The sequence below is a fragment of the Pelagicoccus enzymogenes genome (genome assembly GCF_014803405.1).
Classification (GTDB): Bacteria; Verrucomicrobiota; Verrucomicrobiia; order Opitutales; family Opitutaceae; genus Pelagicoccus; species Pelagicoccus enzymogenes.
In genome coordinates this window covers 16,605-30,611 of the sequence record NZ_JACYFG010000009.1, presented here as the reverse complement: position 1 = coordinate 30,611, position 14,007 = coordinate 16,605, and the positions used below count along the sequence as shown (strand labels likewise).

The window sequence follows — 14,007 nt, the reverse complement described above, 5'->3', positions numbered from 1 at the left end:
GCATGAAGATACGTAGCAAGCTCACCTTGGCGTTTGGCTTGATGTTCGCGATCATCGTCTCGATCGTTTGGTTCAACCGCGGCGTCGCGGCGGAGGCGAAGGAGAATTTCGAAACCTTCAAGAACCAGGTGGAGCCAGTCGTCAGCTTGCTTCGCCAGCTCAAGCAAGGAACCAGCGAGTTGCGTCTGCTTCTGGTGAAGCGTATCCATAGCGCGGATTTGCTGGATTTTGGAGATGACGCCAAGCTGAAGGGCTTGGTGGAAGTGGAGATGCCGTTCCTGAACTCCTCCCTCGCGGCTGCCGACCTGTCTTTTATCGAGCAGCGATATTTGATACGCCAGGAAGAAGATTTGCTGGAGCTGACGAATGAACAACTGAGAGTCGCCCTGGTGGTGCTCGAAACCTTGCCGCTATTGGAGAACGAGGATGCCTCGGATCGTACATGGACCCGGTTGCAGGATTTGGAGAAGCAGTTGGATTCGCTCAGCTCCCAAATCGATTTGCAGGTGCAGAGCTTGCTTTTCGAGTTGGAAAGCCAGAGCGATTCCTACCGAGAGACGGTATCCAAAAAGCTGGACGAAATGAGTCGGACCACCGTTTATCTCGGAGTGTTCGGCTTGTGTGTTGGCTTTGTTTTGGTGGCTGGGGTCGTATCCGGCATCAGCAGGCAGATTCGTAATTTGGAGCGTGGGATGCAAACGATTCAAACGGGCGACTTGAACTTCACAATCGATGACAAGGGGCATAACGAATTGTCGGCTCTGGCGCGTTTCTTCAACGAAATGACGGGATCGCTAAGGGAAAGCCGCGAAGGTCTCCTAGCGGCCCGCGACGCGGCGGAGGTCGCCAACAGCGCGAAGTCGGAGTTCCTTGCCAACATGAGTCATGAGATTCGCACGCCGATGAGCGGTGTGATCGGCATGACCGACTTGTTGCTAGATACCAAGCTGGAGCCGGTGCAGTACCACTACGTCAAGAGCGTGAAGGAAAGCAGCGAATCCTTGCTGTACATCCTCAACGACATTCTGGACTTTTCCAAGATCGAGGCCGGCAAGCTCAGCATGGAGCAGATAGACTTCGATTTCCGCTTGTTGATGGATGACGTTTCCTCCTCCTTTGCGCTGGCGACAGCTGAAAAGGGATTGGAGCTCGCCTGTTGGGTCGACCCGAAGGTGCCCAACGGCCTGGAGGGCGACCCGGTTCGCTTGCGGCAAATTCTGGTGAACTTGATTGGGAACGCGGTCAAGTTCACGGAAGAGGGTCAGATCGCGATCGATGTAAGCTTAGATTCGGAAGTAGGCGAGGAGGCCTTGCTTCGTTTCTCGGTCAAGGATTCGGGGATTGGGGTACCGCAGGAAAAGCGGGAGAAGATTTTTGGGAAGTTTTCCCAGGTTGATGCATCCCATTCGCGCAAGTACGGCGGCACGGGGCTCGGTTTGGCCATCTCGCGCCAGTTGGCCGAATTGATGGGAGGCGAGACGGGAGTAAACAGTCCCTTGATTGTGGAAGGTGTATCCATGATTGGAGGACCAGGATCGGAGTTTTGGTTCACTGCTCGCTTCGTGGTGAAGGCTCAGGAAGCGAACGTGCCCGAGGTGAGATCGGAGTTGAAGGGAAAGGGAGTTCTTTTGGTGGAAGCCAATGCAGCCCACGCCCGCAGCATCTTGTGTCGCCTGGAATCGTGGGGAATGCGAGCGACCTTGGCGACAAGCGGGGAGAAGGCGATCGCTTTGGCACGATCAGGTTCTTTCGATTTTGCAGTCGTCGACATGCGGCTTTTCGGGATGTCGGGCTTCGAGCTGGCGAACAAGCTGAGTGGACTGGAGCTGAAGCTTTTGATGCTGTGTTCCGTCGTGGATACCGACTCCATGAATCGATGCGGGCAGGAAGGTTTTGATGGTTACCTCTGTAAGCCGGTGCGGACGGACGAATTGCAACGCAACCTCCTGTCCCTGCTCGAGGTGGGCAGACCGGAGGTTCAAGGAGGAAGAGCAGACGCAGAGTCGGGAGCTCCGGCCAACTTGGATGTCTCGAACAGGGAGCTAAAGATTTTGGTCGCGGAGGATACACCGACCAATCAGATCGTAGCGAAGGGCTTGCTCAAGAAGCTCGGAATCGATTGCGATATTGCCAGCAACGGGCAGGAAGCGGTCGAAATGCTGAAGCAAAGAACCTATGACTTGGTCTTGATGGATATGCAGATGCCAGTCTTGGACGGCATGGAAGCGACTCAATTGATCCGGAATATGGATACTGGGGCGCTAAATCCACTCGTTCCAATTGTAGCAGTCACGGCAAATGCAATGGAAGAGGATCGGATAAAGTGCATTGAGGCGGGAATGGACGATCATATCACCAAGCCGATATCCGCTCCGGAGCTTGCCAAGATACTCAGCCGTTGGGCAGGCCCAGCGAGGCCGTCGGTCGATGTGAACTGATCCCTATTTTGGGAGGATTCAGAATCTGGATACTATTTGCGTTTTGTTGGATCTTAAATGTTTCTGGTTCAGTCCCTACTCGGGGCGGGAACAGATTGTCAGTTTTGCACGTTTTGGAGCCTTGTCGTATGGGGCGGAGCGTGAATAGTTTGGCGGCAATGAAAAAGCTGACCCCACTTCTGTTCCTCTGCGCTTGCTTCCTAGGGCTTGGTCCCTCCCTCCATGCTACGGATTCGCAGGCGAAGCCTTTCGCGGAATTGGTGGAATTGCAGGATGGGGATACCTTCGTTTTCCTCGGCGACAGCATTACGCATCAGTGCCTCTACACGCAGTATGTGGAGACCTACTTCTATACCCGATACCCGGCGAGGCGCATTCGCTTTCGTAATGCGGGGGTGAGTGGGGATGCGGCAAGCGATGCCTTGTTGCGTTTCGAGGAAGATGTGGCCGCTTTCAAGCCTGACTATGTCTCGGTATTGCTGGGCATGAACGACGGGCGTTACCGGCATTTCGACCATGACATCTTTGCCCAGTACGAAAAGGGCATGTCCGAGCTTTTGCTTCGGATCGGAGGAATCGGGGAGGGGATTCCGATGGGGCCGAGCTACTTCGATTCCCGGTCGGTGCGCTTGAATGAGCGGGCGGCTCATTGGGTTAAAACGCGTCAGCCAATGAGGGACTACTATCCATCGGTGTTGAGTTTCTATTCGGAGTGGGTGGCAGAGCAGGCCCAGTTGGCGGGCTTCAATTTTGTGGATATGAGCGCTCCAATGCGGCGTGTCACTTTTGAGCAGCGTCGAGAGGATCCGGCGTTCACCTTGTCGAAGGATGCGGTCCACCCTGAAGCGAAAGGTCATGTGGTGATGGCGACGGCGATGTTGTCCGACGCTTTTCTCATCGAGCCTGTATCTCAAATTGAGATCTGGCTGAACAGAAAAGGCCGTATCGAGAAATTGGATTCAACAGGGACTTTGGTGAACGCGGAAGCGAAAAAGGGGCGCCTGAGCTTCGACTATACCGCCTCGGCCTTGCCATGGGTGTTGCCTCACTCTGCTCACGAAGGGTACGAGCTTGCAAAGGCGGGCGAGCGATTTAGCGAGGAACGAATCTCGGTCAACGGATTGAAGGAAGGTAGCTACGAACTCTCGATCGACCTGGTGCCGGTCGCTCGATTTTCGCATGCGGAATTGGAAGTGGGGGTAAGTTTGCAAGCTTACTCTCATGCTCCCCAGTACAAGCAGGCCATGGAAGTTGCCCTTCTCAATCGGGACCGCAACGAGCAGGCGATCAAGCCGCTACGTGACCTTTGGCTGCATCGTAAAAGCAAGCTGCGGGGAGAGGAGCGTTGGCTAGCTCAGAACGCCGGGCATGCGGACTTCCAATCGCGGCAGTCGGCCTACGAAAAGGAGATGGAAGCGTTCTACCAAAAGCTGCAGGAATTGGAGGCGTTGGCCCTGCAATTCGAGGACAAGATTTATGAGGCGAACCAGCCCCTAGCTCGCGCTTACTCCTTGAGCCAAGTTGATTGATGCGGGCTTACCGCTCGCCATCCGCTTGGTGGCAATTTCCCATTAGCCTGCGAATCGAATCTAGATCCTTGGAAATAGTCCCAATTTGTCGAAATTCGAATACCAGGGAAAGGATGGTTGGTTCCTTTAAGTTCCTGTATACAAATAAGTAAGGGGGCGTTGGGTCTAGCTGGCGCAGGGGTTGCAAGTGAAGTGAGTTCGCAGCGGCGCGATCGGTGGCCTTTGGGAGTCACTCGCTGAGCTCAAGCTGCTGAGTCTATCTTTATCCGTGCCTGTTTACTCGCCATGAAGCCCCGTCGTTTTGCCGCCCCTTGTTCCTTGATCGTTTTGATTCTGCTGCAGCTTGCAGCCAGCGGGGCGGCGCGAGCGGCGCAATCGCTGGCCAGGCAAGTAGCGTCGGAGAAGATCGACGCACTGGTGCAGCAGGTTCTGGACGCTCAAGGCTTGCAGCGGCAGGCCCTGAGCGACGACCAGACTTTCGCGCGCCGCATCTACCTCGATATCGTGGGGAGAATTCCAAGCTATCGTGAGCTTGAGTCCTTCGAGCAGTCCAAGTCAGCGAACAAGCGAGCGGAGTTGATCGACGCATTGTTGGACTCGGATGGATACGCCAGCCACTTTTACAACTACTGGGAGGACGTATTGCGCATCAAATCGCGTGGGCGCAAGACGGTGATGGTTTCGTACCAGGACTGGGTTAAGCAATCGCTGCGGGACAATATGCCTTATGACGTTTTCGTACGGGAGCTGGTTTCCTCGAGCGGCTTCGTTTGGGACGATCCGGCGGTAGGATACTACTTGCGCGATGCTGGCATGCCCTTGGACAACATGTCCAACACAGCCCAGGTTTTTCTCGGAACTCGCATGCAGTGCGCCCAGTGTCATGACCACCCTTTTGATCGCTGGACCCAGCAAGAGTATTATCACATGGCGGCGTTCACATTTGGCGTGAAGTCATCGGTTAATGGATACAGGAACATTCCAGAGTTCGAAGCCTTTCAGGAAGTGGCTCGTTTCGTGCGCCGCGCGGAAATGAGAGAGAGCGGGCAGATCGATCGCTCGAAGCGGGGAGGCTCGCCGGCAGAAAGACGCGTGATCCGCGACATTTTCGAGCCTCTGGTGACGGAAGTCACGGTGAGCGACCGCAAGCTGAAGTTACCTGAGGACTACGCTTACGATGACGCGAAGCCCAATCAAGTGATGGTCCCCCGAACTCCGTTCGGCCCAGAAGCGAAAGTGGGGAAACGAGCCAATGCCCAGGAGGTCTACGCGGATTGGTTGACTTCGCCGGAGAATCCGCGGTTCACCAAGGCGATTGCCAATCGGCTTTGGAAGAAGGCTCTAGGCGCAGGGCTGATCGAGCCGGTGGACGATTTTAAGGATGATACGGTAGCGACGCATCCGGAGTTGATGGCCTGCCTGGAGGAGCTCATGGTAGAGAGCGGTTACGACATGAAGGCGTACATGCGGGCGATCTTCAACACCCGTACTTACCAAAGCGAGGTATCGAACCAGGAACCAGTCCCCGGGGAACCGTTTTTCTATACCGGGCCCGCCTTGCGGCGTATGTCGGCTGAACAGCTTTGGGACTCTGTATTGACTCTGGCGATACCAGATCTCGACAAAATGACACGCGAGGATCCGCAAATGATGAATTTGCGGTTACGCGAGATGGAAATGAAGCGTCACGTGGAAAACGTGAAGCAGCTAAACGGCAAGGAACTTTACGCCATCGTGAAGCGGCTTGGAGGCGTGCAGGATCACTACCTCGAATTGGAGAAGGAATTCCAGTCCAAGCTGAACGCGACTAAGGACAAGGAGCAGCGGGCTGCCTTGCGCCGTGAATTCAACGAAATCCGCCGCGAGAAAAATACTGCGGTGGAAAACTTGCTTGCTCAAGCGACGGGATCGGAGCCCTTTGACCGGAGGGAGATGCTGGCGGAGCTGGCGGCTGATGATGCCGATGAGGCTAATGAGGGAATGGATCGACGCGAAGCCCGTAGGTTGCAGCGAGTCCGCAGAAATCTAGTGCGTGCTTCGGAAGTGGTTTCGCCTGCTCCGCCTGGACATTTCCTAAGGGAGTTCGGCGAGTCGGACCGAGATATCATTGGAAGTTCCACGGATGAAGCAGCCATCCCACAGGCCCTTGCCTTGCTCAACGGAAACCTTTTTAACCTGATCAGCAGCCGTGAGTCTTTGCTTTCGCAAGAGGTGCAAGCTGCGGACGGAGAGTCTCGCTGGGACGTTGTATTCAAAAGTTTCTACGGTCGCTCGCCTACGGAGGCGGAGCGAAGCCTCGTCGCCGCACAAGTCGAGGCTCACGGATTTCGCAAAGGGTACCAGCAGGTGCAGCTCGCGTTGCTCAATTCCCAGGAGTTTCGCTTTATACAATAGCTTTTTGGCCCAAAATTATAATGAAGACTTTCCTTACTAAACTGTCCGACATGGATCGGCGCGACTTTCTCGCCTATTCGGCCAAAGCTTTTCTTGGAGTCGGATTGATGCCCTCGGTCATACGCAACACCGCTTTTGCAGCGGACTTGCCCTTGTCCCGGCCGACCGCGAAAAACGTAATCTACCTCTACATGGCAGGAGGTATGAGCCATCTGGATACGTTCGACCTGAAGCAAGGAACTGAATTTCAAGGCGCGACCCGCTCGATTAAGACCAACGTCCCCGGCGTACGCATGAGTGGCTATTTGCCAAAGCTCGCCCAGCAAATGGACAAGCTGGCGGTGATCAATTCGATGTTTTCCAATCAGGGAGCCCATGAGGAAGGACGGTACTTCATGCACTCCAGCTATACCAAGCGAGGTACGATCCAGCATCCCGGCATCGGCTCCTGGCTCGTCAAGTTCGACGGGAATCGCAATCCTAACCTACCGGGAGTGGTGCACATCGGCAGTCCTAATCCTGGAGGAAGCAATGGCTTTCTTGAGCAACGCTACGCCCCCTTGGTGGTGGGCAATCCAGAAGCGGGTCTGCAAAACAGCGCCCGCCGTTCCTCCATGTCGGAGGAGGAGTTTCAAGATATGGTATCCCTGACAAATGCCTTCGACGCGGAATTTCACGGTCGCTACAAGCAGCAGAAGAAAGTGGATGCGTATTCGGAAATGTATGACGACGCATTGAAGCTGATGCGAAGCCGAGATCTGGTCGCCTTCGAAATCGACAAGGAACCGAAGTCGCTGCGCGACAGTTACGGAGCCAATCCTTTCGGGCAAGGGTGTTTGCTGGCGCGTCGCTTGGTCGAGCACGACGTCCGTTTCGTGGAGGTGACGCTGGGGAACTGGGATACCCATACCAATAACTTCGAACGGGTGGAGGAGAACGCGGCGATCTTGGACAGCGCGATGGCTACCTTGCTGGCGGACTTGGAAGTGCGCGGAATGCTGGAAGAGACGATGGTGGTGCTCGCAACGGAGTTTGGGCGCACGCCGAAAATTAACGAAAACGACGGGCGCGACCATTCGCCGACTGCTTTCTCCTGCGTGCTGGCAGGCGGCGGAATTCGCGGAGGACAATTGTATGGGAAAACGGATACGAGCGGAAAAAATGTGGTCGAAAATCGCGTGAACGTGCCCGACTTCAACGCGACCATTGCCTACGCCTTGGGAATTCCCACCGAAAAAACGGTCTACTCTCCCACCGGCAGGCCGTTCCGGGTGGCGGACAAGGGCCGTCCGGTATTGGACCTTTTTGCGTAAGCCTAGCTGGAGCTAGTGGAAACAGTCATGCTTCGACTTAAAGAGAGTATCGGTTTCTTCCTCGCGGGAGTGTTCTTGTCAGAAGGCTCTTGGATGTCGGCCCATGCAACGGTCGATTTCTATCACGAGGTTTTTCCGATCCTGGAGGCTCGTTGCTTCAAGTGCCACAGCGACGAAAAGCAAAAGGGCGACCTGCGGCTGGATTCCCCGGCTTGGATTCTGCGAGGTAGTGAAAACGGCAAGATCCTCACGCCCGGGCAGGCGGACGATAGTCCGCTCTATTACCTGACGACCTACGACCCAGACGATCCGGACTACATGCCTTCGAAAGGCAAGGGGCTGACTGTCGGGGAGCAAGGTTTGCTCAGGCGCTGGATCGAAGAAGGGGCTCGTTTCGGCGATGAGGCTTCAAGCATGATGGAGATGTCTGAAGCTGTACCGCCCTCGAGTTCCGTTGGCAAAAAGTACACCGAAGATCAGCCATTGCCGCCAGCGACTTACGACATTCCGACCCAGTTTGCCGAAACGGTAGAATCCCTCCGGGAATTGGGGCTGTTGGTGGACACGGTCAATCATGACGCGAATCGTTTGGAGCTGAGCTTCACCTACGCTGGAGACGAGCGGGCCTTTGAATGGAACAGGATCGAGCCGCTCGCGGCCTCGGTGGTGAAGCTCGGTTTTGCCCGTTCCAAGGTGAGCGATAGGCAGTTGGCGAAGCTGCCTGTTTTCGAAAACCTTCGATCCTTGGATTTGCGCGACACCGCTATCACGGACGCCGCGCTGGAATCGGTCGGAGAGCTGGAGGGCCTCGAGTCCTTGAACCTCTACGGCACTGCGGTTACTGACGCCGGCATCGCCCACCTGTATCGATTGAAGCAGCTACGGCAGCTCTACCTGAGGGGAACCTCCGTTTCCGCGGCCGGCGCTAATCGCCTGCAGCAAGCGATCCCCGGTTTGCGGGTGCTGCGGTAAGGCTCTCGCGTTTGGAATTTCGTTTCTCTCAGGTGGATCAGCCGCTCCGCGGGTGATGGTATGCGGCCTTGGATCGCTTTTTTTCTCTGCGTGGGCCGCTGGAGGGAGAAGACGCCCGCGCGGCCGTGCCACCTAGGATGCTTGAACTGTCCGCTGGGGCATCGGACGCTAGCAATCCGGGCACAAAAAAGCCCGCGTCGTTTGCGGGCGTTTCTTTGTTCCGATGGTACCCAGGACAGGGGTCGAACCTGCACATCTCTCGATACTAGAGCCTAAATCTAGCGCGTCTACCAATTCCGCCACCTGGGCACGTCTCGGAAAAGCGGAGAAGAAGACGCGCATTGACGCTGAAATCAACCTTTAATTTGGAGGAAATCCTGGGGTTCCATCCTCGGGGAGGAGGGGACCACAATTAGTGTTGAACGCATTTCCCGCTTTTCACAGAACCGAACATCCCATGTTCGAGCGTATCGCCTGAGACGTTCGAAGCCGTGTTTCCGATATTTGATCCTGTTTCTCCCTATGCGTCCCATCTTGTTGCTTGTCGCGTGCTGTTTCAGCTCGAGTACTTTCGCCGCCGATCCCATGCGGGGCCGCCTGCCGGAGCATATGATTCCTCAGCTCAAGGAGGTGATCGCGTCAGCCTTGGAGGGCTCGGAATCGATGTTGCTGCGGGAGTATTTCGAGGAGGAGTCGGAGGGACGCCGCATTTCCGCCCGGGCCGCGGTGATGCCTACGTTCCAGTCGAACGTGGCCTTTCGCCAGGAGAAGAATTTGGATACGGCCGCGGGAGAAGGCTGGGAGAACCGAGTCGTTTACAACGTCACCTTGAGCCAGCCTCTGTACCACTGGGGCACGCGGCGCTCGGAGAAGGAGTTGGGCGAACTGCAATACGAAGCCGAAAAGCTGAATACGGACTTGGTGGCGGCCAGCGTGGTTTCCCGGGCGAGGATGGACTTCATGCGGCTGATCGTGGCTAAGCAGCGGGCCAAGCGGGCTCGCTTGGATGCGGACCTAGCCTCGGGCCAGCTGGACTTTCAACGTTCCCAGGTGGAGGCGGGCGCGGCCAGCGAGAGTTCGCTGACCCGTTTCGAACTCGATTTGGAGCGCAAGGATCTGCAGGCCCTGCGAGCGGAGGCGGACTATGACTATCGCCTCGACGAATTGGCGATTTTCGCGGCCATGTCGGCTAAGACCTTGGACGGCTTGGCGGTGGGCTTGGTGCCGCAGTTCGAAATTCTCGACGAGGCTGCGGTTGCGGGCTTGGTGAAGTACTACGACCAGGCGGTGGAGCAGGACGAGCGGATCAAGCAGAGCGCTATCAACATCGAAGTGAACAAGCGCCAGCTTGAGATTGCCCAGAAAACCTTGTTGCCCAAGGTCGACGCCCAGCTCGGCTTGAGTTCGAACGCCCTGGACTTGGACGGGACGCGTCGCGAGCAGGAATACTCCTATTTTGGTCTGAGCGTGGGATGGACGGTGTTCGATGGGTATCGTAAAAAGGGCAGGACCATGGAGGCCTTGAGCCGCTTGAGTCGGGCGGAGCGGGCCAAGCGATTGGGCGAGGAGCAGCTGGTGCTCGGCTTTGATCGGTTGCTGCAAAAGCTGAATATCGAAGGGCGCGCCTTGGCGATCGAGGAGCGGGTTTTGCAGCGTTCCTTGGAGGAGCTCGAGCAGGTGAAGCTGGCGGTGGAGGAGCAGAGGGCCCCGCTCTCCTCTGAGGAGAAGGCCCAGCGGGACTACGACAATACGTTGATTCGTACCCAGGACTCGCGCATTTCGTATCTTGATACTCTCTCCCAGGTCGCTAGTGAGTTGGGCTTGGACTAAGCTCCGGCCTGCGCCGGGATAGGAGTTCGCATGCTAAAGATGAAGCCAAGTTTGCTAGTAAAGATTTTCGTGGTCCTCGCTCTTTTGGCGGCCGGTACGGTGTACTTCGTGAGCTCGATGAAGCCGGTTGCGACCATTGCCAAGACCAAACGGCACGTGGCGGTACGCTCCGTGCCGGGAACCTTGCAGGTGGTAGCCGAGAGAGAGATGAGCGTGCGCAGCGATTTGCACGGCCGCGTGATCCAATCGAAGCTGGAGCTCGGGGCGACCGTGCAGGAGGGCGACGTTTTGATGTCGCTGGACTTGGGCGACTTGGAAATTCAGATCGAAAAGCTGCAGATCGAGATGGAAGCGGCGAACTTGATTCTCGAGCAAGGGTCGAACCGCCGTTTCAGCCTTATCACCCAGCAGGAACGACTGGAAGACGTGAAGCGACGCCACGAGGCCGGCGATGCCAGCAAGTCGGAAGTGGAGGCTCGCGAGCGAGACATCGTCAGCACGGAGCTTGCGATCGAGGCGGAGATCAACGCCAAGGAAGTGCGCATTGCCCAGCTGAAGAACGAGCTGAAGCTGCTGGAACGCCAGCGGGAAAAGATGTCGATCCGCGCTCCGATGGATGGAGTGATCACGGAGGTGCTCGCATACCGAGGCGATTTGATCTCCGGAGGCCAGGAAGTGGCCCGTATGATTTCGCTGGACCGCATCGTGAAGGTGAAGGTGAGCGAGGAGAATTTTTCTGGAATCGAACTCGGGCAGATCGCCCGCGTGAAGTTCCTCGGCTATGGGGAGTCGACCTTCTCGGCCACGGTTTCCAAGACCTTGCCGGTGGCGGATCCGGTAACCCAGCGCTACACGGTGCACCTCGACGTGGACATCGACCGGGAAAAGCTTTTTCCGGGGCTGACCGGCGAGGCGACGATCACCTTGGACGAGCGTGATCAGGCCCTCATCATTCCCGGCACGGCCATTATCGGGGACCGCGTTTTCGTGGTGGAAGACGGCTTGGTTTCGATGCGAGAAATTGAGAAAGGCTTCGGCAGCCTCACCAATGTGGAAATCCTCTCCGGATTGGAAGAAGGCGACCAAGTGATCGTGGAGGACCTGGATCTCTTCAAGATTGGCGATCGGGTTCGCACCACGGAAATGATTTTTTAGGGCGAGGGGCGGAACCTTTGCCTGTCAGGAGAAGCCGGCCCACCTTTTATTCGCTAGTAAGCTCCCTTGGCGTGGAGCTGGGCGATGGCTTCGCGGACGGAGGGAAGGTCCTCGCGGTAGGTGACGCCGAGCCAGCGGGAGTCGCATGGAAGGGCTAAGGTGCGGGCATTGCCGGACTTGATGAGTTGGTCGACGGCGGCGGGAAGGTAGAATTCGGATTTTGCCTCGCTGCCGCGTTCCTCGAGGAAACGTTTGAAGAGAGGCTCCAGCTCTGTAGCCCAGCCGGCGGGAAAGCCCCAGCAGTTCAGCGAAACGAGGGTGTCGGGCGAAAGGGAGAGGGCTTCTCCTGCTTCGTTGCGGGCGGAGATGGTCTTGTCGGCCCGATAGCCGATCTCGGTGTGCTCCTCGATGGAAATCAAGGCGCCGTCGGCGGTCGTTTGGCAGACGCCGCGGGACACGGTGCCGTGTTCCGAGAGGGTGTTGCAAAGGCGGTAGCCGACAAGGCCGTAGGTTTGGGTGGCGGCTTGCTGGCTGGCGTCGGTGAGGAAGCTGGCGAGGGTTTGGAAGGCGTCGGCTCCGTAGAAGTCGTCGGCATTTATCACGGCGAAGGGGGCTTCGAGGTGCTGGCGGGCGGCGTAGACGGCGTGTCCGGTGCCCCAGGGCTTTTGGCGCTCCTCGATGTTGGGGATCGCGATGGGCGTGTCGCTCTTGTCCTGGAAGGCGTAGGCGAGCTCGATGGTGCCGGAGTACTTGCTTTCGGTGAGGCGGCGGAATACCGCTTCCATCTCGCGGCGAATGACGAAGACGATCTTGCCGAAGCCGGCTCGGGAGGCGTCCAGCACGGAGTAGTCGAGGATCCATTCTCCGTTGGGGCCGACTGGCTCCATTTGCTTGAGGCCGCCGAATCGGCTGCCCATTCCGGCTGCGAGTACGAGCAAGGTGGGTTGCATGGGGGAGGATTTGTGCGTGGGCGGCGGGAGCTGGCAACAGAAAAGGGCGGCTCGTAGGAGCCGCCCTTTGGCAGATATGCTTTTTCGTTTCGCCTAGCTTTGCTCGTTGAAGACGAAGGGGATGAGGATGGAAGAGGGAACCCTTTCGCCCCCGCGGGTCGCAGGCTTGAAGGACCACTGTTTGGCTGCCTCGATTGTGGGGCCGATCAACTCGTCGTGGGAGCTTTGCGCCACGGATGCGTTTACCACGTGGCCACGGTCGTCGAGGCTGACCCTGACTTTCACGTAACCCTGCACGAGAGCAAGGGCTTCGGGAATCTTGGGCGTTTGCGTGCGTTTGACTTCCGGAACGGAATCGACGGGAGCGTCTGCGACCAGCAGGCCTCCGTTGAAGGAGAAGGGTTGCGTTACGGTTGAAGGGACTGCCTTTCCGTTCTTGAGGGCGGGTTTGAATTTCCACTGCAGGGCGGCAGCTTGGGCGAGGGCGGTGAGCTCGGAGTGGGTCGATTCCAATACGTCCACGTCGGCTACGTATCCGTTGGCGTCGATGGTGAGCTTCAGCTTCGAGTCGCCTCTGGCGTGGCGCAGCGCCTTCGGAAGTTCGGGGGCTCGCTGGCGGATCGCGTAGGGCGCTTGGTCCAGGTTTTTCGTCCGCTTGGCGACAGCTACGACGCGGGCGTTTCCGGATCCCTTGAATTGGAAGGGGATGATGACCTTGGAGGCAACGGCCTGGCCGGCTTCGGTCGCGGGCTTGAACTTCCAGTTTTTCAGGGCTTCGGCCGCGACGGGCTCCAGCTCGCTGTGGGTCGAGGAGTTGACGGCTACGGCCTTCACCTTTCCGTCGGCGTCGAGATCCGCTTGGAGGACCACTTCGCCGGTGATGTGCTTCAGCTCTTCGCTCACCTGCGGGCGGGTCTTTACCTTGGCGATTGGCAGGCTGTCCTCCGGCGTCTTCTTAGCTTTGAGAACGATCGAGCCGCGATTGAAGGAGAAGGGTTGTACCACGCGGGAGGATTTGGCGGCGCCGTCCTCCATCGCGGGGGTGAAGGTCCATTGGTGGATGGCGGACAGGGTGGCATCGTTGAGTTCGGAGTTTGTCGAATCGTAGATCTGAGCGTCGATTACGTATCCGAATTCATTGATGTCGACGAGTACGCTGACTTCGCCAGCGGCGTCGCGCAGGTTACCGGAAAGGTGAGGCGCAACGGTTTTTTTAGGGGTAGGGACAGAGGTCGCAGCGTTTGCGGCGATCGTGAGGGCGAACGCTACGACAATGCCAAGACTACCCAGTGTTTTTGAGTGTTGAGAGCGTTTCATATGATCGAGATTTCCATCTAAAATCGACCTTATGCTCCATAAACTTGATGCTCGCGATTACCCAAGCCTGAGGGGAGCGACCTTTAAGGCAAATGAGTAGGCCACGCAA

The 14,007-nt window shown here is 57.2% G+C and carries 9 protein-coding genes and 1 tRNA gene; 7 read left to right on the top strand and 3 right to left on the bottom strand.

Translation table 11 applies throughout. From position 1 onward, the window contains the following. Nucleotides 1-2: 2 nt before the first annotated feature. The 5 genes from IEN85_RS08375 to IEN85_RS08355 all read left to right on the top strand — a co-directional run bounded on the left by IEN85_RS08375 (nucleotide 3) and on the right by IEN85_RS08355 (nucleotide 8,646). Nucleotides 3-2,438, top strand: coding sequence for a response regulator (locus IEN85_RS08375; RefSeq protein ID WP_191616646.1), 2,436 nt, complete (start codon nucleotides 3-5; stop codon nucleotides 2,436-2,438). Nucleotides 2,439-2,596: 158 nt separating this feature from the next. Continuing rightward, nucleotides 2,597-3,967 carry an SGNH/GDSL hydrolase family protein gene (locus tag IEN85_RS08370; protein ID WP_191616645.1) on the top strand — a complete coding sequence of 457 codons (1,371 nt, stop codon included), beginning with the start codon at nucleotides 2,597-2,599 and terminating at the stop codon, nucleotides 3,965-3,967. Nucleotides 3,968-4,252: 285 nt separating this feature from the next. After that, nucleotides 4,253-6,361, top strand: coding sequence for a DUF1549 domain-containing protein (locus IEN85_RS08365; RefSeq protein WP_191616644.1), 2,109 nt, complete (start codon nucleotides 4,253-4,255; stop codon nucleotides 6,359-6,361). Between the two features lie 20 nt (nucleotides 6,362-6,381). After that, a complete protein-coding gene (locus tag IEN85_RS08360) occupies nucleotides 6,382-7,674 on the top strand; it encodes a DUF1501 domain-containing protein (RefSeq protein WP_191616643.1) in 1,293 nt (430 codons plus the stop codon). 27 nt (nucleotides 7,675-7,701) lie between these two features. After that, nucleotides 7,702-8,646 (top strand): c-type cytochrome domain-containing protein, encoded by a 945-nt coding sequence (locus tag IEN85_RS08355; protein WP_191616642.1) that lies wholly within the window; start codon nucleotides 7,702-7,704, stop codon nucleotides 8,644-8,646. 224 nt (nucleotides 8,647-8,870) lie between these two features. On the opposite strand, the gene IEN85_RS08350 is transcribed toward IEN85_RS08355, so the two are convergent. After that, nucleotides 8,871-8,955 (bottom strand) — tRNA-Leu (locus tag IEN85_RS08350). A gap of 213 nt (nucleotides 8,956-9,168) precedes the next feature. Between IEN85_RS08350 and IEN85_RS08345 the strand changes: the two genes are divergently transcribed. Next, nucleotides 9,169-10,476 carry a TolC family protein gene (locus tag IEN85_RS08345; RefSeq protein ID WP_191616641.1) on the top strand — a complete coding sequence of 436 codons (1,308 nt, stop codon included), beginning with the start codon at nucleotides 9,169-9,171 and terminating at the stop codon, nucleotides 10,474-10,476. Nucleotides 10,477-10,506: 30 nt separating this feature from the next. After that, a complete protein-coding gene (locus IEN85_RS08340; RefSeq protein ID WP_224772525.1) occupies nucleotides 10,507-11,631 on the top strand; it encodes an efflux RND transporter periplasmic adaptor subunit in 1,125 nt (374 codons plus the stop codon). 53 nt (nucleotides 11,632-11,684) lie between these two features. On the opposite strand, the gene IEN85_RS08335 is transcribed toward IEN85_RS08340, so the two are convergent. After that, entirely contained in the window at nucleotides 11,685-12,581 is an 897-nt protein-coding gene (locus IEN85_RS08335; RefSeq protein WP_191616639.1) for a nucleotidyltransferase family protein, read from the bottom strand. A gap of 93 nt (nucleotides 12,582-12,674) precedes the next feature. After that, nucleotides 12,675-13,898, bottom strand: a complete 1,224-nt coding sequence (locus IEN85_RS08330) for an energy transducer TonB (RefSeq protein ID WP_191616638.1) — start codon at nucleotides 13,896-13,898, stop codon at nucleotides 12,675-12,677. Nucleotides 13,899-14,007: the final 109 nt, after the last annotated feature.